The following is a 24474-nucleotide window of genomic DNA, read 5'->3' as shown; positions in this document are numbered from 1 at the left end:
GGGTGGGCCCTGCCCGGGACTACCGCTGTCCGGCGTTCGCGTCGCCCCGAACCCGCCAGAGCCAGATCGCCCCGGCGACCGTCACGACGGCTGTCGCCGCGATCGCGGTCCAGTACGCGGACTGCGGCGGATCGTTGGGGTAGCTGAAGAGGAACCAGGCGACGTTCATCAGCGAGGGCGCCAGCACGGTCAGGCCGAAGCCGGTCCACTTCTGGCTCCTCGTCCAGTACCGGGACCTGAACAGCACGACGGCTCCGGCGACCTTCAGCGCGAAGCCGAGCGGAATCCAGAGGTAGCCGAGGCCGAAGGCGAGCACCGGCAGCAGCACCACGAGCCACGCGGGCGAGCGGCTTCCGGACGCCTGCCCCGTACCGGCTCCGGGAGCGGCGAAGGCGCCGGGGGCCGCCCCGGGGCCGAAGCCGGACTCCTGGAGCGCGGTGGCGGCTATGGTGCGCGGGTCGCCCAGTTCGCGCAGGATGTCCTGGTCGCTGCTGCCGGGCCGCTCGGCGAGCGCGATCTCGATGTGCTCGGCGAGATCGGCCACGAGCTCCTGGCGACGGTCCGCGGGAAGCGCCGACGCCTCGCGCCCGACCGCCGCGAGGTAGTCCCGGACCACTTCGCTCCCGCCGGTGCCGACGCTCTGCGACTTGCTGGTGTTCATCGTTCGATCTCCCCTGGTACCTGCGGGTGCGTCGTCGGCGCGAGAAGGCGGTCGACGGCATCGCGGAAGGCGGGCCACGTTCCCGTGAACTCCGCGAGCGCGGCGCGCCCGGCCTCGGTCAGCTCGTAATAGCGCCTCGGTGGGCCCGAGGCGGACTCCTGCCAGGTGGTGACGACGAGTTGGTCCCGTCGCAGCCGTGACAGCAGCGGATACACCGTGCCCTGACTGGTCGCCAGCGCCCCGGTCCCCTCCAGCTCCCGCAGCAGCTCGACCCCGTACCGCGCCCCGTCACGCATCAGGGCGAGCACGCAGTACTCCAGCACGCCCTTGCGGAGCTGACTCTCGGCCTTGCTCGCGCTGCGGTTGCTCGGATCACCTGGTTCCATGCAATGCAATGTACCTTGCCGCGCACAGGCACGTCCAAGCTGCCGGTCCGCGACCCTTCCCATCTGATGGGGTGTCAGCTCTAATCGAAGGGTGATGGGACACGCAGGCATGGCCGCCATCGCCGTCCGGTACCTCAGGTCCGTCGGCGCCGCCACCACCGCCGGGCCGGCACCGGTCGATCCGCTGCCGCGCCCGCATCTGCGCGCCGTGTCCGACGGCGAGCGACCGCCCGTCGACCCGGGCGAGTTCCGCCGCGTGCTGGGGAGCTTCGCCAGCGGCGTCACCATCGTCACCGCGCACGACCCGGACGACGCGCGGGGCCCGGCGGGCTTCGCCTGCCAGTCGTTCGCCTCGCTCTCCCTCGACCCGCCGCTGGTGACGTTCATGGTCGCCCGTACGTCGACGACCTGGCCGCGTATCGCGCGCGCCGGGGCCTTCTGCGTCAACATCCTCGGCGCGCACCAGGGCGCGCTGTGCCGGAGCTTCGCGGTGAGCGGCGCGGACAAGTTCGCGGGGGTGGCCTACGCACCCGCCCCGGTGACCGGGTCGCCGCTGCTGGACTCCGTACCGGCCTGGGTCGACTGCCGCATCCAGGCCGTCCACACCGGGGGCGACCATCTGATCGTCGTCGGCCGGGTGGAGGCGCTGGGCGCGGTGGACGGGGCGGATCCGCTGCTCTTCCACCGGGGGGTGTTCGGGCGGTTCGGCCCGCTCGACGGGTGAGCGCGGTCGGCCCGCTCGACGGGTGAGCACGGCGCCGTGCGCCCCTACCCGTTCCGCCCCGCCCCGCCCCGTTCCGTTCCGCCCCGTCCCGTTCCCCCCGCCCCGGCGGGTGGCCGTTCAGCCGGCGGTGGTGCGTGGCACGGCCGCGTGCAGCAGTTCCCGCAGTTCCCGTGCCGCCGGAAGCGGGGCGGCGGCGGGCAGGGCGACGTGCACGGTCCGGCGCGGGGCGAGGTCGCCGAGCCGGCAGACGGCGAGTTCGTCGGGGACCGCCCAGGTGGCCAGCGAGGGCACCAGCGCGACCCCCAGCCCGGCGGCCGCATAGCCGAACTTGCCGGTCCACTCGGCGATCCTGGTGATCCGCTTCGGCGCGAAGCCGGCCCGGCCGCACACCTCGGCGAGCATCGTGGGCCGGTCGGCGGAGACGTCCTGGAGCCAGGTCTCGTCGCGCAGTTCCCGCAGGTCGATCGTCCCCGCACCGGCCAGGCGGTGGTCGCGGGGGAGGACGACGAACAGCTCGTCCTCCAGCAGCACCTCGGTCGTGACCGCGTCGGCCGACGGCAGACCGGACGGGTAGTCGCTGACCACGGCCAGGTCCAGCGCCCCCTCCGCCAGGCGCCGCACCAGCTCACCGGTCCGGCCCTCGGCCGCGACGATCTCGACGTCCGGCCGGGATCGCACGAACGCCCGCAGCGCGGCGGGCACCAGTGAGATGTTGGCCGTGGCGAACGCCCCCACGCGCAGTCTCCCGCCCCGCCCGGCGTGGATCGCCGCCATCTCGTCCGCCGCGCCCGCCAGCCGCGCGAGCACCTCCACGGCGTGCCGGTGCAGGGCCCGCCCGGCCGGGGTCAGCCGCACGCCCCGGGCGAGCCGTTCGAAGAGCGGGCCGCCCGCCGCCTTCTCCAGCGAGGCGATCCGCCGGGACACCGCGGACTGCGTGTAGTCGAGCCGCGCCGCGGCCTTCGTGAACGATCCGGTCTCGGCCACGGTCACCAGCAGACGCAGCGCGTCGGTCTCGAACACATTCCCCCCATGCATGGCTCACATGCAATGTAGTCGCTGGTGGAATGCCTTGTCCGGCCCTAGCTTCAAGACGAGCCCGCGAGCTTCGAGAGGAGCCCGCGAGCTTCAAGGCGAGTTCGCGAGTTTCGAGGCGAGTTCGCGAGCTTCGAGACGAGGGACACGTCCATGGCAGCCGTACCGAACACTCTCCCGCCCGAGGCCGCCGAGCTGGCCGCCACCCACCGACTCGGCGCCCTACAGGGCACGTTCGCCCCCAAGCGCCTGAACAAGGCGCTCTTCGCCCTCTACATCTTCACGACGCTCCACCTCCTGGCGATGCTCGTGATACCCGGCCTGCTGTTCTTCTGGTGGCTGCGCCGGTATCCGGACTTCAGCCGAAGACAGGCCGCCAAGCGTCTCCATCTGTTCGAGCACGGACTGGTCGTGCACCCGGAGTCCGGCGACGGCAGGGTCGCCATCCGCTGGGACTCCGTACGTCTCTACCAGGACATCACGCAAAAGATCATCAACGGCGTCCCGACGACCACCGAGTACGTCTACTCCGCGGTGGGTCCGGGCCGGGACCATGCGAGGATCACGCACTTCTACGAGGGCCCCGAGGCCTGGGGACCCCATATGCAGCAGGCCGTCCTCCAGGCCCAGGGCGCGGCGGCCCTGGAAAAGGTCCTGGCGGGCGAGACGGTCGATTTCGGGGAGTTCTCGCTCTCCCGCACCGGCCTGACCGCCCGGGGGAAGGGCCACCTCCCCTGGTCCGGCGTCCAGGAGATCCAGGTGTCGGCGGGCCGGGTCAGCGCCCTGGGTACCGGCGGCTCCGGCCGCCGGTGCAGCGCCGCGGTCAGCGACATCGCGAACCTGCACGTCTTCCTGGCCGTCGCCCAGCACCTCTCCGCCGACGGCCCGTCGGACTGAGGCACCGGACTCCGGGCGCCAAGTCCCGGGCCCGTCAGCCGAGTCCGGCGACGGTGTCCGAGGGCTCCCGGACCCGACGGATCACCAGTGCCATCAGCGCCGCCGTCGCGCAGAGCGCCCCGGAGGCGTACCAGACCATGTCGTACGAGCCGAAGACGTCCCGCGCCACTCCGCCCAGGAACGCCACCAGCGCCGCCCCCACCTGGTGGGAGGCCAGCACCCAGCCGAAGACGATGGCGCTGTCCTCGCCGTACTGCTCGCGGCACAGGGCCAGCGTCGGCGGGACGGTGGCGACCCAGTCCAGGCCGTAGAAGACGATGAAGAACACCATCGGCGGGTGGACCGTGGGCGCCATCAGCATCGGCAGGAAGAGCAGCGAGACGCCGCGCAGCGCGTAGTAGACGGCGAGGAGCCGCCGGGCGTCGAAGCGGTCGGTGAGCCAGCCGGAGAAGACGGTGCCGATGATGTCGAAGACCCCGATGACGGCGAGCAGTGAGGCCGCGGCGGTGATGGGCATGCCGTGGTCGTGGGCCGAGGGCACGAAGTGCGTACGGATCAGGCCGTTGGTGGAGGCCCCGCAGATCGCGAACGTACCGGCCAGCAGCCAGAAGGGTCCGGTGCGCGCGGCGTCGACCAGTACGCGTACGGTCCGCCGCGCCGCCCCGCGCGCGGGCGCGGGCTTCTCCGCGTAGGCGCCGCCGTACGGGGCGAGGCCCACATCGGCCGGGTGGTCGCGGAGCAGCAGCCAGACGAACGGGACGACGACCAGGGCCGCGAGCGCCACCGTCACCGAGGCGGGGCGCCAGCCGTGATGGGCGACGATCCAGGCGCACAGCGGCAGGAAGACCAGCTGGCCTGAGGCGCCCGCCGCGGTGAGGATGCCGGTGACCAGACCGCGGCGGGCCACGAACCAGCGGTTGGTGACCGTGGCGGAGAACGCCAGCGCCATCGAGCCGGTGCCGAGGCCGACGAGCAGGCCCCAGTAGATCATCAGCTGCCAGGCGGCCGTCATCCATACGCTGGCCAGCGCCCCGGCCGCCACGGTGCTCAGGGCCACGACGACGACCCGGCGGATGCCGAAACGGTCCATCAGCGCGGCGGCGAACGGCGCGGTGAGCCCGTACAGCGCCATGTCGATGGAGACGGCCAGCCCGATCTCCCCGCGCGACCAGCCGAACTCGGTGTTGAGCGGGTCGATGAGGAGGCCGGGGAGCGAGTTGAAAGCGGCGCCGCCGATGATCGTCACGAAGGTGACGGCGGCGACGATCCAGGCGCGGTGGACACGTCGGCGGGACGGGCGCCCGGGGGCTGCGGGGACGGCCTGCCGGTCGTCGTCCCGGGCGGCGCTTGCGGTTGTCTGGGTCACGTCACTCAGCATCGGGCCCTGGCCCATCCCCTCACGAGTGGCCGGAGGGACACCCTTCGCAGGAATCGGGCCACCGGAAGTCGCTCCCCTCTTCCGGCCGGGGCAGCGTGCCGCTGACGTCTCCGGTCGCGGTGCGAGACGGAAGCCGCCGAGGGGACGGGGACCGCCAGTGGAGCGGAGGCCACCAGTGGGGCGGCGCCACCAGGACCATCACCGCCCAGGCGAACGCCGCCCCCACCGCGTACCAGAACAGATCGGGTGCGCCGAAGGTCGAACCGAGCACCAGCCGGGCCGCCGTGCTGTGCCGGGAGAGATCGGCGGGCACCCCAGTCAGTTGCAGCAGTTCCACCGCCCAGCTGAACGCCAGCCCCGCCCCCGCCTTGACGACCGGGCGCGCGCCGGGCGCGATCACGGCGGCCAGGGCGCAGATCAGCACCGTGTAGAACGCGTCCCCGGCGTACTTGGCGAAGGCGCCGTCCATGAACGCCCTGACCCCGAGCCCGGCGAGGACGGTCAGCACCGCGGCCCCGACCGCGACCGCACGGGCGCGTGCGGCCCCCGGCCGGCCCGCCCCGGTCATCTGATCCGCTCCAGCCGGCTGATCGGCCGGGACACCAGCAGTACCGCCACCACCAGCAGGTTGATCACCGCTCCGGCCAGCAGCAGCTCGGGCGCGCCCACCCGGTCCGCGACCGGTCCGGCCAGGGCCCGGCCCGCCGCCAGCATCAGCAGCGAGCCCGCCACGTCGTACGCGTGCAGGCGGTTCAGCGCCTCGGGCGGCACATGGGTCTGGACCGTCGTCGACCACATCACCAGCCAGAACGCGAATGCCGCGCCCGCCGTGAACTGCCCCGCCCCGAGCGCGGGCACCGGCAGCCCGAGACCCAGCACCAGCAGGTTCACACAGACCCCGGTCAGCGCGACGGCGCCCGCCGCGAGCGGGCGGCGGGGTCTCAGCCGCAGGGCGAGCAGCCCGCCCACGACGCTGCCCGCGCCGTTCACCGCCATCATCACGCCGTACGTCCCCGAGCCGTGCGCCTCGGTGACCTCGACCGCGGTGAGCGGCAGCATCGGGCCGAGCACCGTGAAGCCGTACACCGTCCAGATCGCGATCACCCCCCACAGCCAGCTGCGGGCCCGGAACTCCCGCCAGCCGTCGGCCAGTTCGGCGACGAAGCCGCCGCGCTGCGCCTCGTCCGACGGGGCCGGGGCGAGCCGGAGCAGGAACAGGCAGAGGCCGGAGACCAGGAACGTCGACGCGTTCGCCGCGTAGACCGCCCCGGCGCTGGCCAGCCCGACGAGCATGCCCGCGAAGGCCGGGCCCGCCATGGTCATCAGCGCCTCGGAAACCCTGAGCACCGCGTTGCCCCGCTGCACGTCCGAGGCGACCCGGGGCACGGTCGAGGCGACGCCCGGCTGGAAGAGCGCGGCGCCCACACCGGCCACCGCGCTGAGCGTGTACACCGCCCACAGCGGCGGGTTCCCGGTGGCGAAGGAGAACGCCAGCACCGAGGCCCCGACCAGCCGCAGGGCATCCGCGATGATCATCATGCGGCGGGGGGTGAACCGGTCCGCCAGCACGCCGCCGAAGAGCACGAAGAGCGCCAGCGGCCCCATCCAGGCCGCGAGCGCGAACCCCACCGAGGAGTGCGGGCGCCCCGCGCCCAGCAGCCCCGCCGTGAGGGCCACCGGGATCATGCCGTCCCCGAAGAGCGCGGCGGTACGGGCGACGAAGAAGAGCCGGAAGTTGCGGTTCCAGAGCCCCTCGGCCCCGCCGTCACCGAGTCCACCGCCCCTTGCGTACACATCACGGGAACCGGGCGAAAGGGGCTGCGCGCCATCGTGTCCGGCGGCGGGAATGCGCGGGTATTGCGCTGACTTTTCCTTCACAGGAGTGACATGTATCAGGGTTGAGGTCTATACCACTAGGGGTGAAGGGAGTCCGCCAATGCCGCACCGAATCGCCGTCCTGGCCCTCGACGGGCTGCTGCCCTTCGAACTGGGCATCCCCCAGCGGATATTCGGCCGCGCGTTCGGCATCGAGCCGCACGAGAAGGGCCGCCGCCTGTACGAAGTCGTGACCTGTTCCGTCCGCCCGCCGGGCCCCGTCCGTACCGACGCGGACTTCACGATCACCGTCGAACGCGGCCCCGAGGCCCTGGCCACCGCCGACACGGTGGTGGTTCCCGCCAGCTACGAACTCGGCCCCGTCTTCGACGAGGGCAGGCTCACCGACGAACTGGCCGCCGCGTTCGCCCGCATCAGGCCGGGGACCCGGATGGTATCGATCTGCACGGGCAGCTATGTGCTGGCCGCCGCCGGGTGTCTCGACGGGCGCCCCGCCACCACCCACTGGTCGCACGCCGACCACTTCCAGCGGCTCTTCCCCGGGGTCCGGGTCGACCCGGACGTCCTGTTCATCGACGACGGGGACGTCCTGACCTCCGCCGGGGTCGCCGCCGGGATCGACCTCTGCCTGCACATCGTGCGCCGGGACCACGGCACCGCCGTCGCCAATGACGTCGCCCGCCGCACGGTCGTGCCCCCGCACCGGGACGGCGGACAGGCGCAGTACATCCAACGCCCGCTGCCCGAGGCCCGGTTCGCGACCACGACCACCGCGCGCAGCTGGGCGCTCGGGCGGCTGGAGCACCCGATCCTGCTGCGCGACATGGCGCAGCAGGAGTCGATGAGCGTGCGCACCTTCACCCGGCGGTTCCGGGAGGAGGTCGGGGTCAGCCCCGTCCAGTGGCTGACCCGGCAGCGGGTCGAACGGGCCCGGCACCTGCTGGAGTCGACGGATCTGTCGATCGACCAGGTGGCGCGGGACGCGGGCTTCGGGACGCCCACGTCACTGCGGCAGCACCTCCAGGCGGCGCTGGGGGTGTCCCCGACGGTGTACCGGCGCACCTTCCGCGCCGGGAGCGCCTGAGGGGCGCCTGGGGGCGCTGCCCGGAGGGTCAGAACACCAGCACGCCCCGCGCCACCCGGCCGTGGTGCGCGTCGTCCGCCGCCCTGTCGAAGTCCTCCACCGGGTAGGTGGTGGTGACGAGTTCGTCCAGGAGCAGCCGGCCCTCCCGGTACAGCTCCGCGTAGAGCGCGATGTCCCGCTGCGGGCGCGAGGAGCCGTACCGGCAGCCCAGGATCGACTTGTCCAGGTACATCGACGAGACGAGGAACGAGGCTTCCGCCGTCGCGGCCGGGACGCCCAGCAGGATCGCCTGGCCGTGCCGGTCGAGCAGGTCGATCGCGGTACGGATCAGCTCCGTACGGCCCACGCACTCGAAGGCGTGGTCGGCGCCGCCCGGCAGGATCTCCCGCACGCCGTCCGCCGAGGTCAGGAAGTGCGTCGCGCCGAACTGCCGGGCCGCCGCCTCCTTCGCCGGATTGGCGTCGACGGCGACGATCGTCAGCGCGCCCGCGATCCGGGCGCCCTGGATCACATTGAGCCCGATGCCGCCGGTGCCGATCACCACGACCGTGTCGCCCCGGTCGACCTTCGCCCGGTTGAGCACGGCTCCGACACCCGTCAGCACCCCGCAGCCGATCAGCGCCGCGGAGGTCATCGGGATGTCCGCCGGGATCTTCACCGCCTGCACGGCCTTGACCAGGGTCCGTTCGGCGAAGGCCGAGTTGGACGCGAACTGGTACAGCGGGTTCCCGCGCCGTGCGAACGGCTGCCCCGGCATCCCGATCGCCTTGCGGCACATGGTCGGGCGCCCCCGGTCGCACTGGGCGCACGCCCCGCAGTTGGCCAGCGTGGACAGCGACACGTGGTCGCCGGGCACCACATGGGAGACGCCCGCGCCGACCGCCTCGACCACGCCCGCGCCCTCGTGCCCGAGCACCACCGGCGACGGGAACGGGATCGTCCCGTCGATCACCGAGAGGTCGCTGTGGCACAGCCCGGCCGCGGCCACCGCCACCAGCACCTCGCCGGGGCCCGGGTCGCGTATCTCCAGATCGTCGACGACCTCGGTCCGCTTGCCGTCGAAGACGACGCCTCTCATCTCGGCTCCCTCGGTAGGCCGAGCACCCGCTCGGCGATGATGTTCCGCTGGATCTCGTCCGAGCCGCCGTAGATGGTGTCGGACCGGGTGAACAGGAACAGGCGCTGTGCCTCGTCGAGTCCGTACGGTTCCTTCGCCGACCAGTCGTCCGGGCCGACGGCCGCCGCCGCGCCCCCGACCTGCACGGCCAGTTCGCCCAGGCGCTTGTGCCAGCCGCCCCAGAGCAGCTTCGCCACACTGGGCGCGCCGGGGTCGCCGGTGGAGCCGAGGGTGCGCAGGGCGTTCCAGCGCATGGTCCTCAGCTGGGCCCACTGCCGTACGAGGCGTTCGCGCAGGACCGGGTCGGTGACGGCGCCGCTGTCCATGGCCGCGCGGACCACCCGGTCCAGTTCGGCGGCGAAGCCGATCTGCTGGACGAGCGTGGAGACGCCGCGCTCCAGGGCCAGCAGCCCCATGGCGACGGTCCAGCCGTTGCCCTCGCCGCCGACGCACTCCTCGGCGTGCGCCCCGTCGAAGAAGACCTCGTTGAACTCGCTGGTCCCCGACATCTGGCGGATCGGCCGGACCTCGACCCTGCCGGGCTGGTCCATCGGCACGAGCAGGAACGACAGGCCGTGGTGGCGGCGGGAGCCGGGCTCCGTACGGGCCAGCACGAAGCACCAGTCGGCCTCCTTGGCGAGCGAGGTCCAGATCTTCTGCCCGGTCACCCGGTGGCCGCCGCGGCTCCGGTCGGGCACCGCGGCCGTGCGGACCGCGGCGAGGTCCGATCCGGCGTCCGGCTCGCTGTACCCCTGGCACCAGAGCGCCTCGCCGCGTGCCACGGCGGGCAGGAAGCGGCGCTGCTGCTCCTCGCTGCCGTAGGCGATCAGGGTCGGGGCGAGGAGGTTCTCGCCGATGTGGCCGACCCGGGCGGGGGCGGCGGCGCGGGCGTACTCCTCGGCCCAGACGACCTGCTGGGTGAGGCTCGCGCGACGGTTGCCGTGGCCGGCGGCGCGGTGCTCCCAGCCGAGGCCGATCCAGCCGTCGCGGCCCAGTTCGCGCTCCCAGGCTCGGCGGACCGCGAAGCCCTCGTGCTCGCTGCCGGGGCCGCCGGTGCCGGCCGCCGCCGCGTACGCGCCGACGAGGTGCGCTTCCAGCCAGGTACGGGCCTTCTCCCGGAAGGCGGTGTCGTCGGGGCCGAAGCTGAAGTCCACGGTGCCTCCTGACCGTTGCCGCTCACCATCGGGCCCGGCCGGGGCGGAGCCCCGGCGAGGCGGGTTCACGCGTTGGGCCGGGCCTTCGCCGCGGCCGCCGCGGCCATCTCCTCCAGCCGCGCCAGCATCGGCATCGGGTCGGTGCCCACCGTCCCCGGCAGGAAGTCCGCGATCCGTTCCGGGGTCCACGCCCCCTCCACGTATCCGGCCCGCAGCTCCCTCGGCTGGGCCCAGACCGCGATCTTCGGCCCCGCGACCGTGTACACCTGGCCGGTGATCTTCTCCTGGCGGGCCCGGTCGCTGAGCAGGTAGACGACGAGCGCCGCCACGTCCTCCGGCTCGCCGATCTCCTTGAGTTCCATGGGGACGTTGGCGGACATCCGGGTCCGGGCGACCGGGGCGACGGCGTTGGCCGTGACGCCGTACTTGTGCAGGCCGAGCGCCGCGCTCCGGACCAGCGAGATGATCCCGCCCTTCGCGGCGCTGTAGTTGGCCTGGGCGACGCTGCCCTGGTGGTTGCCGCTGGTGAAGCCGATCAGGGTGCCGCCGCCGTCCTGCTTGCGCATCACCGCCGACGCGGCCCGGAAGACGGTGAAGGTGCCCTTGAGGTGGGTGGCGATCACCGGGTCCCACTCCTCCTCGGACATGTTGAACAGCATCCGTTCCCGCAGGATCCCGGCCACGCAGACGACCCCGTCGATCCGCCCGAACCGTGCGAGCGCCGTGTCCACGATCCGCCGGCCGCCCGCCATCGTGGAGATGTCGTCGGCGACCGCCACCGCCTCGCCGCCCGCCGCCTCGATCTCCTTGACGACCGACTCGGCGACCTCGCTGCTCGGCTCGCCGCCCTCGATGGAGACGCCGTAGTCGTTGACGACGACCCGCGCCCCCTCGGCCGCCGCCGCGAGCGCGACCGCCCGCCCGATGCCGCGCCCGGCACCCGTCACGGCCACCACCTTGCCTGCCAAGAAGTTCCCCATGCCCGGCCCCTTCCCGCGGTTTCTGACGGACCGTTAGATTTTATGGGCCATCAGGTCCACGAGCACAAGCCCCAGGAGGCGCCATGTCACTGCCGGCCGAGTTCCACGACATCGCGAAGCGGGTCAACAACTGGGGCCGCTGGGGCGCCGACGACGAGATCGGGACGCTCAACCTGATCACCGACGCCGTGGTGCGCGAGGCCGCCGCCACCGTCCGCAGCGGTCTGCGGATACCGCTCGCGCTCCCCCTCCAGCAGGACGGCGTGCAGAGCGGGCTGATCCCCGGGCGGATCAATCCGCTGCACACCATGGTCCAGATCAACCAGGAGCTCTTCGGCCCCGGCACCGTCGCCACCAGCGACGACACCGCGGTCCTGAGCCTGCAGACGGCCACCCACTGGGACGCCCTGACCCATGCCTCGCACTCGGGGAGGATCTACAACGGCCGCCCGGCCGCGACGATCACCGCACACGGCGGCGCGGAGTTCAGCGGGATCGACAAGGCCCCGCACATCGTCTCGCGCGGGGTGCTGCTCGACGTGGCACGCGCCCTGGGCACGGACCGGCTGCCCGGCGACCACGCGGTCACCCCCGAGGACCTGGAGGCGGCCGAGGAGCTGGCGGGGGTGCGTGTGCGGTCCGGCGACATCGTGCTCGTACGGACCGGTCAGGTGCAGGTCCTGCTGGCGGGCGACAAGCACGCGTACGGCTATCCCTCGCCCGGCCTCTCGGTCCGGACGCCCGAGTGGTTCCGCGCCCGTGATGCGGCGGCGGTCGCCAACGACACCCTGACCTTCGAGATCTTCCCGCCGGAGATCGACGATCTGTGGCTGGGGGTGCACGCGCTGGACCTGGTCGAGATGGGCATGCTCCAGGGCCAGAACTGGAACCTGGAGGCGCTGTCCACAGCCTGTGCGCAGGAGCGGCGGTACGCCTTCCTGCTCTCCGCGATGCCGGAGCCGTTCGTCGGTGCGACCGGCACTCCGGTGGCGCCCGTCGCGATCCTCTGACCCGCCCGGAGCAACTGCTTTAACCTTTATGCAAGATGCGTCACGGCGCGCGAAACCTTGCGCACCTCGCGGTCCGCGTCGCCCGCGCCCTGCGCGCCGGGGTGCGACGACAGCTGGATCAGCGGCGCGCCCCGGTCGACCTCGCACCAGATGCGCTTGCCCGCGCCCTCCGGCTGCCAGCCCCAGCGGTCGGCGAGGCCGTCGACCAGTTCCAGGCCCCGGCCGTTGGTGTCCTCGCCCGCCGCGTGGCGCTGCTGCGGCGGGCGGCAGCTGGCATCGGCCACCTCGACCCGGACGGTCCCGGCCGCACCGGCCGCGCCGGTCGGGCCGAACAGCATGCGCAGCACGGCCGGACACCCGGTGTGCACCACCGCGTTGGTGACCAGCTCCGAGATCAGCAGGATGAGCGTCTCGGCCAGCGGCTCGTCGTCCCTTATCCCGGACCCGACCAGTCTCGACCGGGCCCATCTACGGGCCCGCCCGACCTCCGCGGGATCCGGCCCGACCTCCAGCTGAACCTGAAGCACCTGCACCGCTCACACCATCCGAACCGGCGGACACATCGCCTCGCGCCTCCTCGGGGTCACGGAACGTGACTCCCCTGCGAGACAGCATGGTTGACGTACAGTCACCGCAACAAGCGCTTCGGGCATATTCCAGCGCGAAGGAGTACGCGTGGTGCATACTGTGCGACGCACGTTGCGGGGAGTCGAACAGAGGCGCGCAGAGGCCGCGGGAGCCGCCTCCCGGGCTCGCCCGGCGCCTCTGCCTGGAAAGCGAGCAGGGCACCTCTCCCGGACCGGAGTCGCCGCACGGGCAACACCCGGATCGCCCGGTTCCAGTTCCTGTCGCATCCAACGGAGCGTACCCGAGCCGGGCGCCGACTCCACCCCGTGACGGAATACGTGAAGGGCCCGGGACGGCGCCCGCGCCCGCCGACTGCACTGCGTAACTCCGCAGCGTGAGGCTCATACCGCTGCCTGTGACAGGCGTGCGTCGGGCGGCGACCCGCTTCCGGGGGCCGGAGACCTGCACGGAACCCGTCCGGCTTCAGCACAGGTCCCCCGCAAGCACCTCCTCGGCCGCCGCCGCCGTCAGCCACTGCCCGGACCGCAGCCAGGCCCGCTTGAGGTGCAGGTGTACGTCCGACTCCCAGGTGAAGCCCATGCCGCCGTGCACCTGGAGGCAGTCGCGCGCGTTGCGGACCGCGGCGTCGTCGGCGAGCAGTTTGGCGCCCGCGATCTCGACCGGGTCCGCGGTCACGGCCGCCGCGTACACGGCGCTGCGGGCCAGTTCGGCACGGACCAGCATTCCGGCGCACAGGTGTTTGACCGCCTGGAAGGAGCCGATGGGTGCGCCGAACTGTTCGCGCGTACCGGCGTGTTGGACCGCCATCTCGGTTGTCCGGGCGGCGCTGCCGAGCTGTTCGGCGGCGGAGAGCAGGGCGCCCTCCTCGCGCAGCCGCCCGCCCCCGGGCAGCGGCTCGCCCGCCTCCACCGGCTCGGTGACCCGCCACAGGGGTGTGAACGGGTCGGCCGACCGTACGGGGCCGGCCGCGTCCCGTACCGGTGCGGCGTCCCGCAGCGTGCCGCCCGTCGTCCGCGGCGCGTCCCCCGGGGCCAGGACGAGCAGCGCGTCCGCCTCCCCCAGGTGCGCCACCGGCTGCCCCGCGTCGAGCACGGCGACCACCGTCTCGCCGCGCGCCGCGCCCTTCGCCGCACCGGCGGCGAGATGGGTGGCGATCAGCGGCCCGGGCAGCAGCGAGCGCCCCGCCTCCTCGAAGAGCAGAACCGCTTCGGGCAGCCCGAGACCGACACCGCCCTGCGCCTCCGGCAGCCGCAGCGCGAAGAACCCGGCTTCGCCGAGCTCCCGCCACAGCGCCCGGCCGGCGCCGGTGCCGGCGTCCAGCGCGGCCCGCATCCGGTCCCTGCCGAACCGTCCGGCGAGGAGTTCCCGCACCCCCGCCCGCAGGGCCCGCTGGTCGTCCGAGAGCTGGAAGTCCATGAGTGCGTCAGCGCCCCTTCGGCAGGCCGAGTATGCGTTCGGCGACGATGTTCCGCTGGATCTGCGAGGTGCCCGCGGCGATGGTGTACGAGAGCGAGGAGAGCCGGTCCAGTACCCACTCCCGGTCCAGGTCCGCGCCGTCCGCGCCGAGCACCTCGGCCGCCGCCTCGTACAGCTCCTGGCGGGCGTGCGAGTAGCGCAGCTTGAAGACCGAGCCGCCGGTCCCGGGCACGCCGCCGGCCCCGGCCCGCTGCGCCTCGCTGACGTTCCACTGGGTGAGCCGCCACAGCGCCCGGAACTCGGCGTTCAGCCTGCCCAGCCTGCGGCGCAGCACCGGGTCGTCCCAGCGTCCGGTGCGCCGGGCCTCGGCCGCCAGTGCCGCCAGGGTGCGGCGGCAGGCGACGACCTCGCCGACGAAGGCCGTGCCGCGCTCGAAGGAGAGGGTGACCATGGTGACCCGCCAGCCGTCGTTCTCCGCGCCGACGCGGTGGGAGACCGGCACCCGCACCTCGTCGAGGAACATCTCGGCGAACTCGGTGGACCCGGCGAGGGTGCGCAGCGGGCGGACGGTGACCCCGGGGGCGTCCATCTCCATCGCGAGCCAGCTGATCCCGCGGTGCCGGGGCGCCGCCGGGTCCGTACGCACCAGCAGCTCGCACCAGTCGGCGACCTCGGCGTGCGAGGTCCAGATCTTGCTGCCGCTCACCACGTAGTGGTCGCCGTCGCGCACCGCCCTGGTCCGCAGCGCGGCGAGGTCCGACCCGGCGTCGGGCTCGCTGAACCCCTGGCACCAGATCTCGTCGCCGCGCAGCACCGGCGGCAGCCAGCGGGCCCGCTGCTCCGCGGTGGCCTCGGCGGCGATCGTCGGGCCGGCGTGCAGCAGGCCGACGAAGTTCGCGCCGACGTACGGGGCCCCGGCCCGCTCCGTCTCCTCCAGGAAGATCAGGTGCTGGGTCGGGGTCGCGCCCCGGCCGCCCGCGTCGACGGGCCAGTGCAGACCCGCGTAGCCCGCGTCGTACAGCATCCGCTGCCAGGCCGTGTCGTACGCGCGGCGCCCCGGCCAGTCGTCGGGGCCGGGCTTCGCCGGCAGCCCGGGGAGCACGGCGGCCAGCCACTCGCGCAGCCGCGCCCGGAACTCCTGTTCCTCCTCCGTGTACGCGAGGTCCATCGCGGGCCTACTTCTCGCGGTCCCGGTCCAGGTCCAGACCGAGCATCCGGATCGCGTTTCCGCGCATCAGTTTGTAGACGGTCTCGTCGTCCAGTCCCTTGACGTGGTCGAGGGCGACCTCCTTGGTGTGCGGGAAGGTCGAGTCGACGTGCGGGTAGTCGGTCTCGAAGGTCGCGTTGTCCCGTCCGACGACGTCGAGCGAGGCGACGCCGTGCTTGTCGCGGAAGAAGCAGCAGAACATCTGCCGGTAGTAGTACGTGGACGGCGGCTCGGGGATCAGACCGCGCACCCCGCCCCAGGCCCGGTGCTCCTCCCAGACGTCGTCGGCGCGCTCCAGGGCGTACGGGATCCAGCCCATCTGGCCCTCGCTGTAGGCGAGCTTCAGGCGGGGGTACTTCACCAGGACCCCGCTGAACAGGAAGTCCATCATCGAGGCCATGGCGTTGTTGAAGGAGAGGCTGGCCTGTACGGCGGGCGGGGCGTCCGGCGAGGCGGCGGGCATCTGGGAGCTGGACCCGATGTGCATGTTGACGACGGTGCCGGTCTCCTGGCAGACGGCGAAGAACGGGTCCCAGTAGCCGGTGTGGATCGACGGCAGCCCGAGGTAGGTGGGGATCTCCGAGAAGGTCACCGCCCGCACCCCGCGTGCCGCGTTCCGCCTGATCTCGGCGACGGCCAGGTCGATGTCCCAGAGCGGGATGATGCAGAGCGGGATGAGCCGGCCGCCGCTGTCGCCGCACCACTCCTCCACCATCCAGTCGTTGTAGGCGCGCACGCAGGCGAGCGCGACCTCCTTGTCGTGGGCCTCGGCGAAGGTCTGGCCGCAGAAGCGCGGGAAGGTGGGGAAGCAGAGGCTCGCCTCGACGTGGTTGAGGTCCATGTCCTTGAGCCGCTCGGCCGGGTCCCAGCAGCCGGGCCGCATCTCCGCCCGGGTGATCCCCTCCAGCGTCATGTCGTCGCGGTCGAAGCCGACGGCGGCGATGTTGCGCTTGTACGGGAACTTCAGGTCCTCGTAGATCCACCAGTCGGTGGGCGGGCCGTCCGGGTCCATCGTGATGACGTACTTGCCGCCCGTGTACGCCAGCTCGCCGATGCCCGCGGTGAGCGGCTGCGGGCCTCGCTCGCGGTACTTGGCGGGCAGCCAGGTCGAGAAGAGGTGCGGCGGCTCGATCACATGGTCGTCGACGCTGACGATCCGAGGCAGTTCCGTCATGGTGTCCCCTTCGGCGCACGCATTTCTGATGACCCGTCAGATTGACGTCGGACTCAGGCTAGCCCCGCACCCCTGGACCGACAAGGCGCAGCGCTCTACGCTCTCCGCACTATCTGACTGTCCGTCAGCTGTGAGGGGTTCGCCGTGACCGAAACCGCGCACGCCCTGGGTGCATCGGGCACCTTCTGGGAACTCGTCGAACGCCGGGCCGCCCTGACCCCGGACCGCCCGTTCCTGATCCAGGACGACCGCACCCTGACCTTCGGCGAGCTGCGCTCCCGCGGCGAGCGGGTCGCGGCCGGGCTGTGGGAGATGGGCGTGCGCCCCGACCGCGTCGTCGCCTGGCAGCTGCCGACCCGGATCGAGACGGTGCTGCTGTCGTTCGCGCTGACCCGGATCGGGGCGGTGCAGTCGCCGGTCATCCCGTTCTACCGGGACCGCGAGGTGGGGTTCGCGCTGCGCGAGTCGCAGGCGGAGTTCTTCGCCGTACCGGGCACCTGGCGCGGCTTCGACCACACCGCGATGGCCGGACGGCTGGCGGCGGACCGGCCGGTGACGGTGTTCGAGGCGTACGCCTCGCTGCCGGACGGCGATCCGTCGGTGCTCCCGCCACCCCCCTCGGACGGCACGGCGGTGCGCTGGATCTACTGGACCTCGGGCACCACCTCCGACCCGAAGGGCGTCCTCCACACTGACCGCAGCCTGATCGCGGGCGGCTCCTGCCTGGCCCACGCGCTGCACCTGTCGGCCGACGACATCGGCTCGATGGCCTTCCCCTTCGCCCATGTCGCCGGGCCCGACTACTCGGTGATGCTGCTCCTGTACGGCTTCCCGGCGGTCCTCTTCGAACACTTCGCCATGCCGGACGCGCTGGAGGGCTACCGCCGGCACGGGGTGACGGTCGCGGGCGGTTCCACGGCGTTCTACTCGATGTTCCTGACCGAGCAGCGCAAGGACCCGGACCGCAGGCTGATCCCCACCCTGCGGCTGCTGGCGGGCGGCGGGGCGCCGAAGCCGCCGGAGATCTACCACGCGGCGGTACGGGAGCTGGGCGTCCAGCTCACCCACGGGTACGGGATGACCGAGGTCCCCATGATCACGATGGGCGCCCCCGACGACACGGTGGAACACCTGGCCGAGACGGAGGGGCGGCCACCGGCGGGCATGGAGATCCGGATCACCGACGAGGACGGCAAGCCGCTGCCCCGGGGCACGGACGGCGAGGTGCGGCTGCGCGGGGAGGCCGTCTGCTCGGGCTATCTGGACCCGGCGGCGTCCGCGGCGGCGTTCGACGCGGAGGGCTTCCTGATCACCGGCGACGTCGGCCATGTCAGGGAGAGCGGGCATCTGGTGCTCACCGGTCGCCTGAAGGACATCATCATCCGCAAGGGCGAGAACATCTCCGCCAAGGAGATAGAGGACCTGCTGCACCGGCACCCGGACGTCGGGGACGCCGCGGTGATCGGGCTCCCGGACCCGGAGCGGGGCGAGCTGGTCTGCGCGGTCGTGGAACAGCCGGCGGGCGCCGCGCCGCTGACGCTGGCGCAGGTCACGGGGTATCTGCGGGCCGAGGGGCTCTCCGTGCACAAGCTGCCGGAGCGGCTGGAGGTGGTGGTGGCGCTGCCGCGCAACGAGACCCTGCGCAAGGTGCTGAAGTACCGGCTGCGCGAGCAGTTCGCCTGACGGGAGGGGCGGGGCGGCGGGACCGGCGCCGCCCCGCCCCTCCCGGTCCTACGCGTCCGGGGCGAACACCGTGAAGTAGTCGGCGAACGCCGAGACCGCCTGGTCCTCGGTGATCCGGCCGTCCCGGTCCGCGTCCAGGCTCCGCGCCGCGAGCTCCGCCGTCCCGGCGTCGGCCCCCAGCACCCGCAGCGCCCGCTCCATGGCGGCCACCGAAGCGGCGCCCTGGCCGTCCTGGTCCGCCACGGCGATCGCCGCGCGCAGGAAGGGGCGGGCGATCTCCGCGAAGCGCTCCGGGTTGTCGCGCAGCCGTTTCACGGCCCCGCCCACGAACTCCTCGCGGGTGACGCGCTGGTCCCCGTCCACATCGGCGATGCCCGCCATGCCCTGCCAGAACGCCTCGGCCCCGGTGTAGAGCGCCTGGCCCTTGTCGCAGCGCGCCGTCGTACCGAACTCGGCGAGCAGACGGGCGGCGGCGGCACTGAAATCCGCGCGATCGATGTATCCGCTGCCGTCCTGGTCGAAGGCGGCGAAGCGGAAGGCGATCTTGCGCTCATACTCTGCGCTGTCCATGCGGGGAGCGTACGACGCCGGAAGGCGTCACGTGTCACTTACGCGCTTTCACCGGTGCCGCCTGCCGCTCGTCACGACCGCCGCGACCGGGGCGATCTCACGCGGAGAGCGGCCGGGCCCGCTCGTCGACGGCCGCGTACCGGTCGGGGTAGACGTCGAAGAGACGGCGTACGCCCAGGGCGGCGAGCACCCGGTTGACGTGGGAGCCCTCCTCCGCGCCCCGGGCCGGCAGGATCAGCCGCAGCCGGCCCCCGCAGGAGTGCATCAGCCGACGGGCGGCGATCAGTACGCCGACGCCGCTGGAATCGCAGAACAGGACCTCGGAGAGATCGAGCACCACGTCGTGGCGGCCGTCGGCGACCGCCTCGTGGACGGACTGGCGTACGGCGGGCGACGTCACCAGATCCAGTTCGCCGCGTACGCGCAGCACGGTCCACTCACCCTGCACGTTCTCGGCCACTCTGAGTGTCACGCGACCGACCCTCTCGCTCCGGGGATTCCGGCGATCCGGAAGTTTCCGTTCCTTCTCCTTTTCGCGGCTGCCCCGGCCGCACCCCTATGAAACACCGAGCGACCTGTCAGGACACATTCGGATTCGGGCAGAAATGATCACTTCGACTTGGATTCCGTCGCCGCTCCAGGACGCATTCCCTACCATCCCGGGCCTCTTCACGGGCGTACTTGCCACAAAGGGACGTGCATCTCCGGCACCGCCGACTACATTCGGTGTGACGAGGGGAACAGGGCTGGGGGTCGCATGGCTGGAAACGCACCACCCCGCTGGGACCGCAAGATGCAGCAGCGGCTGGCGCGCGGTGAGGCGGCTGCTCTCGGCGAGCTGTACGACCGGTTCGCCTCGCTCGTGCACAGCCAGGCCCACCGGATGCTCGACGACGAGACCGCCGCCGACCTGGTGACCCGCGAGGTCTTCGGCTACGTGTGGGAGAACCCCGACGCCTACGACCCCCAGCAGGGCTCGATGCGCTCCTGGGTGGCCCGGCTCACGCACCGCCAGTCCGTGCGGCGGCTGCGCGAGGAGGACAGCCTGCGCGAGGACGAGGACGAGGACGGCATCGGGCTGGAGGAACGGGTGCACCGGGCCACGGCCGCGGCGCGGGCCGACTACATCGTCGCGTCCATGCCCGCCCCGCTGCGGGCCGCGCTGGAGCTCGCGTACATCCAGCGCCGGGACTACCGGCAGACCGCGGCCGACCTCGGGGTCACCGAGGACGAGGCCCGCCGTCGGCTCCGCCTCGGGCTGCAACTGCTCTCCACCGCACACACCCGCCCGCTCGAAGGGACGTCGCCGCCCGGATACGGACGGCCCCTGTGACCGACGACGCCGCGAACGGACGCGAGGACGGCGGACGCGAGGACGAGGTGCGGGGCGCGCGGCGCATACCGGGACCACGGTCCGCCGCGGACGACCTCGACCTCTCCGCCGTACCGCTGCCACCACCCGTCCCCACGGCCCCGCCCGGGGAGCCGTGGCCGGGCCCACCGACGACACCGGAACCGGAAACCGCCGTGCCACCACCGGACCCGTCCGACCCATCCGGCCCGACGGACCCGCCCGGCCCGCCGGTGCTGGGGCACCGGGTCCTGAAGGCGCTCCTCGGCGCTTGGGCCCTGGCGGCCTGCTCGCCGGAGGAGACCGAGGCCGTCGAGGCGCATCTGACCGAGTGCGCCGCCTGCGCCGACGAGGCCCTGCGGCTGCGCGACGCGGTCGGGCTGCTGCACACCGACCGCAGCCTGGACCTCGATCCGACGCTGCGCACCCGGGTGATCGACGCCTGCCTGAGCCGCCGCCCGGCCGACATCCCGGTGCCGGACTGGGCCTCGCCGTACGACGCGGAGACCGCGCGGCTGGACGCGCTGCTCCGTGACATCGGCGACTCGGAGTGGCACGCCCCGGTCCGGCTGAAGTGGTTCGAGGGCGAGCAGGAGACCACCCGCAAGACCACGGTCGCGGGCGTCATCGGCCATCTCATGACCGTCGACGGACTGGTCGGCGCCGCCCTCGGCCTCGACGTGGCACTCGGCGACGGCTCCCGCGGCCCCGGTGCCGACTGGCCGCTCTCGCCCACCGTCCGCACCGAGAAGTACTGGTCGGCCGCCCGGCGCCCGCCCACCCGGCGGATCCACGAACCGTGGCGCGAGCAGAGCCACACCCTCATCCGCACGGTGTCCTTCGCCGGCCGCGGGGTCTCCGAGCTCTCCGTCTCGTACGGGGACTTCGCCCTGCCGATGCACGACTCCCTGCTGGACCGGGCCTTCGAGTGCTGGGTGCACGGCGGCGACATCGCGAACGCGGTGGACTATCCGTACGAGGCGCCGTCCGCCGCCCACCTCAACCGGATGATCGACCTGGCGGCCCGGCTGCTGCCCGCCGTGCTCGCCGAGCGCCGCAGGACCGGTCTCGCCGGGCCCGCCCGCCATCTGGTGACGGCCGGCTCACCGGGCCGTTCGCTGCATCTGGAGGTCGAGGGCTCGGGCGGCGGCGACTGGTACATCCCGCTGGACTCCCCGGCCGCGCTCGGCTCCCCCGCGCACACCGTGGCGCAGGTGGCGCTCGACGGCGTGGAGTTCTGCCGGCTGGTGGCCGGGCATGTGCCGCCGGTGGAGGCGGCGGCCGGTCAGGAGGGCGACCGCGAGGCGATCCGCGACGTGCTCTTCGCGGCGGCCTCGCTGAGCCGCCTGTAGGCCTCCGGCCGAGGCCCGTCCGGCGGATCGGGACCTACGCGAAGATCACCGTACGGCGGCCGTTGAGCAGGATGCGGCGTTCGGCGTGCCACTGCACGGCCCGCGCCAGCGCCTGGCACTCCACATCGCGTCCGATGGCGACCAGCTGGTCCGGCGTGACGCCGTGACCCACCCGCTCGACCTCCTGCTCGATGATCGGCCCCTCGTCGAGGTCCGCGGTCACATAGTGCGCCGTCGCCCCGATCAGCTTCACACCACGGGCGTGTGCCTGGTGGTACGGCTTGGCGCCCTTGAAGCTCGGCAGGAAGGAGTGGTGGATGTTGATGATCCGGCCGCTCAGCTGCTTGCAGAGGTCGTCCGAGAGGACCTGCATGTAGCGGGCGAGGACGACCAGCTCGACGTTCTCCTCGCGGACCAGCTCCAGCAGCTCGGCCTCCGCGGCGGCCTTGGTCTCCCTGGTCACCGGGATGTGCCGGAAGGGAACGTTGTACGAGGCGACGAGCTCGGCGAAGTCCGTGTGGTTGGAGACGACGGCGGCGATCTCGACCGGCAGCGCCCCGATCCGGGAGCGGAACAGCAGGTCGTTGAGGCAGTGCCCGAACTTGCTGACCATCAGCACGATCCGCATCCGGTCCGAGGAACGGTGGATCTGCCAGTCCATCCGGAAGGAGTCGCCGACCGCGGCGAAACTGGCCCGCAGCTTCTCCAGCGTCACCGGGGCGTCCGCCGAGAAGTGCACCCGCATGAAGAACAGACCCGTGTCGTGGTCGCCGAACTGCTGGCTGTCCTCGATGTTGCAGCCGGTCATGAAGAGATAGCTCGACACGGCGTGCACGATGCCCTTTTTGTCGGGGCAGGAGAGGGTGAGGACGTACTGCTCGGGGGCGGTCTCAGCGGGCTGCGGCGCGGTCATCCCCGTAGCGTCCCACACCCGGCCGCCCTCAGGCCGACCTGGTCAGAATGCGGAGCACGTCGAGGGAGCGCGGCGGCGTGTCGGGGTCCTCGCCGTCGTTTCCGGCGAGCAGCACATGGGCCTCGCGGGCGGCCTGCACGGCCTCCGGCCAGCCCTGGTGCTCCAGATACGCCGAGACGGGTGCGTCCGCGCCGACCTGGTGCATGATGCGCAGCACCCGGAGCACCGCGACGTCCACGAGGGCGGCCTCGCCCGCGTCGCGGAAGATCGTCCCTATGTATTTCTCGGCGGACCAGTTGTCCAGCCAGGTGTCCTCGACCAGGCGGTACACGGCGTCGGTGACGTCTCCGTACCCCTCCCGGCCGGCCAGCCAGCACTCGTGGTGGAAGACGGGGTCGGAGAGCATGTGCAGCGCCGAGCGCACGTTGCTGCGCCAGCGCCACCAAGGCATGTCATTCAGCGGCATGCCGCCCATGGTGGAGGAGCGACGGCCGCGACGGGAAGAGTTCTCCGAACCTTGCTGCACGGTCATCGATCGTACGTTCCCTTTTCGGCCTCCCGCGCCGGCCCCCGCAATTCACCGGGATGTCACCGAGCGTTGACCGGGGCACACTGCGGCGTTACCCCGCGGCCGGAAACGTTCATGCCCATGACCGGATGGCGACGCCCCACCTCCCCCCGCCCCTACAAGTTCCTCACAAGTGCGGCGGCGGCCGGGGCGTTGCTGGTCACCGGCTGCGGCGTACTCCCTGGGGCCACGGGGGGCTCCAGGGAGCCCGTCACCGTGCTGACGTGGGCCCCGAGCGGGGTCGCCGGACCGGACGCGGTGAACATGGCGGGCATGACCGCCATGGCGCGCACCTATGCCCGCTGGGCCAACGACAACGGCGGGCTGGACGGCCACGAACTGCGCGTCGTCACCTGCGACGAGGAGGACACCTCGATCGGCGCGGCGAACTGCGCCCGGCGGGCCGTCAAGGAGAAGGCGGTCGCGGTCGTCGGCTCGTACAGCCGGCACGGCTCGGCGTTCATGCCTCCGCTGGAGGCCGCCGGAATCCCCTACATCGGCGGATACGGCGCTTCCGACGAGGAGTTCAGCAGCTACAACTCCTATCCGGTCAACGGCGGCCAGCCGGCCCTGCTCGCCGGCAACGCCCGGCAGCTGGCCCGCAGTTGCGAGCGGGTGTCCGTGGTCCGGCCCGACACCCTGAGCGGCGACGGCCAGGCGTGGCTCCTCAGGACGGGGCTCACCGAGGCCGGCCGGCCCGCGCCCGCCGACATCCGGGCGTCGGAGTCCGCCACTTCCTACGACACGGCCGCCGGGCCGGCACTCGAAGCGGCGGGGGCGGCCGACGGCTGTGTGACGGCCGTGCTCGGGAAGCGCACGGAGACCTTCTTCGACTCCTTCCGGCGGCTCGAACCGTCGTACGGGAGCGGCAGCGTACGGATCTCCTCCGTGCTCGGCAGCGTCGACCAGCCGCTGATCGACAGCACCGGCGGCCGGAAGAGCCCGTTCGAGGGGGCCTACATCACCGGCTGGTACCCGGACGCGGGCGACGCCCGCTGGGACGGGATGCGGAACGTGATCCGCGAGCACGCCTTCGGCGACAACCGGATCGACCCGGACGACACGGGCGTGCAGACCACCTGGGTCGCGTTCACCGTGCTGAAGGAGATCGTGGAGGCGATCGACTCCCCGCGGATCAACGCCTGGAAGCTCGCCTCCGCCCTCAACGCGGGCACCCCGGCCGACACCGGCGGCCTCACCCCGGTGCTGCGCTGGAGCTTCGAGGACGTGCTGGGCTCGTCCTCGTATCCGCGGATCGTCAACACCCGGGTGACGTTCCAGGTGGTGCGCGACGGACGGCTCGTCGCGGACCGGAAGGGCTTCGTGGACGTCGCGAAGACCCTGTCGGACGCCAGCGCGAGGAGCTGACCGCCGCGCTCCGGCGCATCCGCGC

24 protein-coding genes and 1 pseudogene are annotated in these 24474 nt (G+C 72.6%); 8 read left to right on the top strand and 17 right to left on the bottom strand.

What is annotated here, in order from left to right:
- Positions 1-19: 19 nt before the first annotated feature.
- Together ACWCPY_RS00575 and ACWCPY_RS00570 are read right to left on the bottom strand one after the other, a co-directional pair.
- A complete protein-coding gene (locus tag ACWCPY_RS00575; protein ID WP_451262123.1) occupies positions 20-661 on the bottom strand; it encodes a DUF1700 domain-containing protein in 642 nt (213 codons plus the stop codon).
- The gene (locus tag ACWCPY_RS00570) at positions 658-1047 is read right to left on the bottom strand and encodes a PadR family transcriptional regulator (RefSeq protein ID WP_451262122.1); all 390 of its coding nucleotides are present in this window, start codon (positions 1045-1047) and stop codon (positions 658-660) included. Before ACWCPY_RS00570 ends, ACWCPY_RS00575 begins: the two co-directional genes overlap by 4 nt.
- Positions 1048-1156: 109 nt before the next feature.
- On the opposite strand from ACWCPY_RS00570, the gene ACWCPY_RS00565 reads away from it, so the two are divergent.
- A complete protein-coding gene (locus tag ACWCPY_RS00565) occupies positions 1157-1771 on the top strand; it encodes a flavin reductase family protein (RefSeq protein WP_451262393.1) in 615 nt (204 codons plus the stop codon).
- Positions 1772-1888: 117 nt separating this feature from the next.
- On the opposite strand, the gene ACWCPY_RS00560 is transcribed toward ACWCPY_RS00565, so the two are convergent.
- A complete protein-coding gene (locus ACWCPY_RS00560; RefSeq protein ID WP_451262121.1) occupies positions 1889-2791 on the bottom strand; it encodes a LysR family transcriptional regulator in 903 nt (300 codons plus the stop codon).
- Positions 2792-2956: 165 nt separating this feature from the next.
- Between ACWCPY_RS00560 and ACWCPY_RS00555 the strand changes: the two genes are divergently transcribed.
- Complete coding sequence (locus ACWCPY_RS00555) at positions 2957-3700, top strand: DUF6585 family protein (protein ID WP_451262120.1); 744 nt, start codon at positions 2957-2959, stop codon at positions 3698-3700.
- Between the two features lie 34 nt (positions 3701-3734).
- Here ACWCPY_RS00555 and ACWCPY_RS00550 read toward each other — a convergent pair whose 3' ends face one another.
- The 3 genes and pseudogenes from ACWCPY_RS00550 to ACWCPY_RS00540 form a co-directional block, all read right to left on the bottom strand.
- Positions 3735-5078, bottom strand: a complete 1344-nt coding sequence (locus ACWCPY_RS00550) for an MFS transporter (RefSeq protein ID WP_451262119.1) — start codon at positions 5076-5078, stop codon at positions 3735-3737.
- A 199-nt stretch (positions 5079-5277) separates the two neighbouring features.
- Positions 5278-5646, bottom strand: a pseudogene (locus ACWCPY_RS00545) (ribosomal maturation YjgA family protein); the annotation flags it as partial.
- Positions 5643-6872 (bottom strand): MFS transporter, encoded by a 1230-nt coding sequence (locus ACWCPY_RS00540; RefSeq protein WP_451262118.1) that lies wholly within the window; start codon positions 6870-6872, stop codon positions 5643-5645. The gene ACWCPY_RS00540 and the pseudogene ACWCPY_RS00545, both read right to left, overlap by 4 nt.
- A gap of 142 nt (positions 6873-7014) precedes the next feature.
- Here ACWCPY_RS00540 and ACWCPY_RS00535 point away from each other — a divergent pair, with 142 nt between their 5' ends.
- Positions 7015-7998, top strand: a complete 984-nt coding sequence (locus ACWCPY_RS00535) for a GlxA family transcriptional regulator (protein WP_451262117.1) — start codon at positions 7015-7017, stop codon at positions 7996-7998.
- A 28-nt stretch (positions 7999-8026) separates the two neighbouring features.
- On the opposite strand, the gene ACWCPY_RS00530 is transcribed toward ACWCPY_RS00535, so the two are convergent.
- The 3 genes from ACWCPY_RS00530 to ACWCPY_RS00520 all read right to left on the bottom strand — a co-directional run bounded on the left by ACWCPY_RS00530 (position 8027) and on the right by ACWCPY_RS00520 (position 11249).
- Positions 8027-9076, bottom strand: a complete 1050-nt coding sequence (locus tag ACWCPY_RS00530; protein WP_451262116.1) for a Zn-dependent alcohol dehydrogenase — start codon at positions 9074-9076, stop codon at positions 8027-8029.
- Positions 9073-10269 carry an acyl-CoA dehydrogenase family protein gene (locus tag ACWCPY_RS00525; protein WP_451262115.1) on the bottom strand — a complete coding sequence of 399 codons (1197 nt, stop codon included), beginning with the start codon at positions 10267-10269 and terminating at the stop codon, positions 9073-9075. The genes ACWCPY_RS00530 and ACWCPY_RS00525 overlap by 4 nt, the downstream gene beginning before the upstream one ends.
- A gap of 65 nt (positions 10270-10334) precedes the next feature.
- Entirely contained in the window at positions 10335-11249 is a 915-nt protein-coding gene (locus tag ACWCPY_RS00520) for an SDR family oxidoreductase (RefSeq protein ID WP_451262114.1), read from the bottom strand.
- Positions 11250-11332: 83 nt separating this feature from the next.
- Between ACWCPY_RS00520 and ACWCPY_RS00515 the strand changes: the two genes are divergently transcribed.
- On the top strand, positions 11333-12259 hold the full coding sequence (locus ACWCPY_RS00515) for a cyclase family protein (protein WP_451262113.1): 927 nt from the start codon (positions 11333-11335) through the stop codon (positions 12257-12259).
- Between the two features lie 26 nt (positions 12260-12285).
- Here ACWCPY_RS00515 and ACWCPY_RS00510 read toward each other — a convergent pair whose 3' ends face one another.
- The 4 genes from ACWCPY_RS00510 to ACWCPY_RS00495 form a co-directional block, all read right to left on the bottom strand.
- Positions 12286-12792, bottom strand: coding sequence for an ATP-binding protein (locus ACWCPY_RS00510; protein ID WP_451262112.1), 507 nt, complete (start codon positions 12790-12792; stop codon positions 12286-12288).
- Positions 12793-13309: 517 nt separating this feature from the next.
- Complete coding sequence (locus tag ACWCPY_RS00505) at positions 13310-14263, bottom strand: acyl-CoA dehydrogenase family protein (RefSeq protein WP_451262111.1); 954 nt, start codon at positions 14261-14263, stop codon at positions 13310-13312.
- A gap of 7 nt (positions 14264-14270) precedes the next feature.
- Positions 14271-15431 carry an acyl-CoA dehydrogenase family protein gene (locus tag ACWCPY_RS00500; protein ID WP_451262110.1) on the bottom strand — a complete coding sequence of 387 codons (1161 nt, stop codon included), beginning with the start codon at positions 15429-15431 and terminating at the stop codon, positions 14271-14273.
- A 7-nt stretch (positions 15432-15438) separates the two neighbouring features.
- Entirely contained in the window at positions 15439-16644 is a 1206-nt protein-coding gene (locus ACWCPY_RS00495; protein WP_451262109.1) for an amidohydrolase family protein, read from the bottom strand.
- 144 nt (positions 16645-16788) lie between these two features.
- Between ACWCPY_RS00495 and ACWCPY_RS00490 the strand changes: the two genes are divergently transcribed.
- Entirely contained in the window at positions 16789-18327 is a 1539-nt protein-coding gene (locus tag ACWCPY_RS00490) for a class I adenylate-forming enzyme family protein (RefSeq protein ID WP_451262108.1), read from the top strand.
- Positions 18328-18375: 48 nt separating this feature from the next.
- Here ACWCPY_RS00490 and ACWCPY_RS00485 read toward each other — a convergent pair whose 3' ends face one another.
- Positions 18376-18897, bottom strand: coding sequence for an EF-hand domain-containing protein (locus ACWCPY_RS00485; protein ID WP_451262107.1), 522 nt, complete (start codon positions 18895-18897; stop codon positions 18376-18378).
- Between the two features lie 97 nt (positions 18898-18994).
- Positions 18995-19369 (bottom strand): STAS domain-containing protein, encoded by a 375-nt coding sequence (locus ACWCPY_RS00480; protein ID WP_451262106.1) that lies wholly within the window; start codon positions 19367-19369, stop codon positions 18995-18997.
- 285 nt (positions 19370-19654) lie between these two features.
- Between ACWCPY_RS00480 and ACWCPY_RS00475 the strand changes: the two genes are divergently transcribed.
- Both ACWCPY_RS00475 and ACWCPY_RS00470 read left to right on the top strand, forming a co-directional pair.
- The gene (locus ACWCPY_RS00475) at positions 19655-20230 is read left to right on the top strand and encodes an RNA polymerase sigma factor (RefSeq protein ID WP_451262105.1); all 576 of its coding nucleotides are present in this window, start codon (positions 19655-19657) and stop codon (positions 20228-20230) included.
- Positions 20227-21600, top strand: a complete 1374-nt coding sequence (locus ACWCPY_RS00470) for a zf-HC2 domain-containing protein (protein ID WP_451262104.1) — start codon at positions 20227-20229, stop codon at positions 21598-21600. Before ACWCPY_RS00475 ends, ACWCPY_RS00470 begins: the two co-directional genes overlap by 4 nt.
- A gap of 34 nt (positions 21601-21634) precedes the next feature.
- Here ACWCPY_RS00470 and purU read toward each other — a convergent pair whose 3' ends face one another.
- Both purU and ACWCPY_RS00460 read right to left on the bottom strand, forming a co-directional pair.
- The gene (gene purU / locus ACWCPY_RS00465) at positions 21635-22513 is read right to left on the bottom strand and encodes a formyltetrahydrofolate deformylase (protein WP_451262103.1); all 879 of its coding nucleotides are present in this window, start codon (positions 22511-22513) and stop codon (positions 21635-21637) included.
- Between the two features lie 28 nt (positions 22514-22541).
- Positions 22542-22988 (bottom strand): SCO4402 family protein, encoded by a 447-nt coding sequence (locus tag ACWCPY_RS00460; protein ID WP_451262392.1) that lies wholly within the window; start codon positions 22986-22988, stop codon positions 22542-22544.
- Positions 22989-23162: 174 nt separating this feature from the next.
- Between ACWCPY_RS00460 and ACWCPY_RS00455 the strand changes: the two genes are divergently transcribed.
- Entirely contained in the window at positions 23163-24449 is a 1287-nt protein-coding gene (locus ACWCPY_RS00455) for an ABC transporter substrate-binding protein (RefSeq protein ID WP_451262102.1), read from the top strand.
- The last annotated feature ends 25 nt before the right edge of the window (positions 24450-24474 follow it).

This window comes from Streptomyces sp. NPDC002403, from assembly GCF_053593015.1.
Note: the sequence above shows the minus strand (reverse complement) of the source record. Positions and strands in the feature narration are given on the sequence as shown.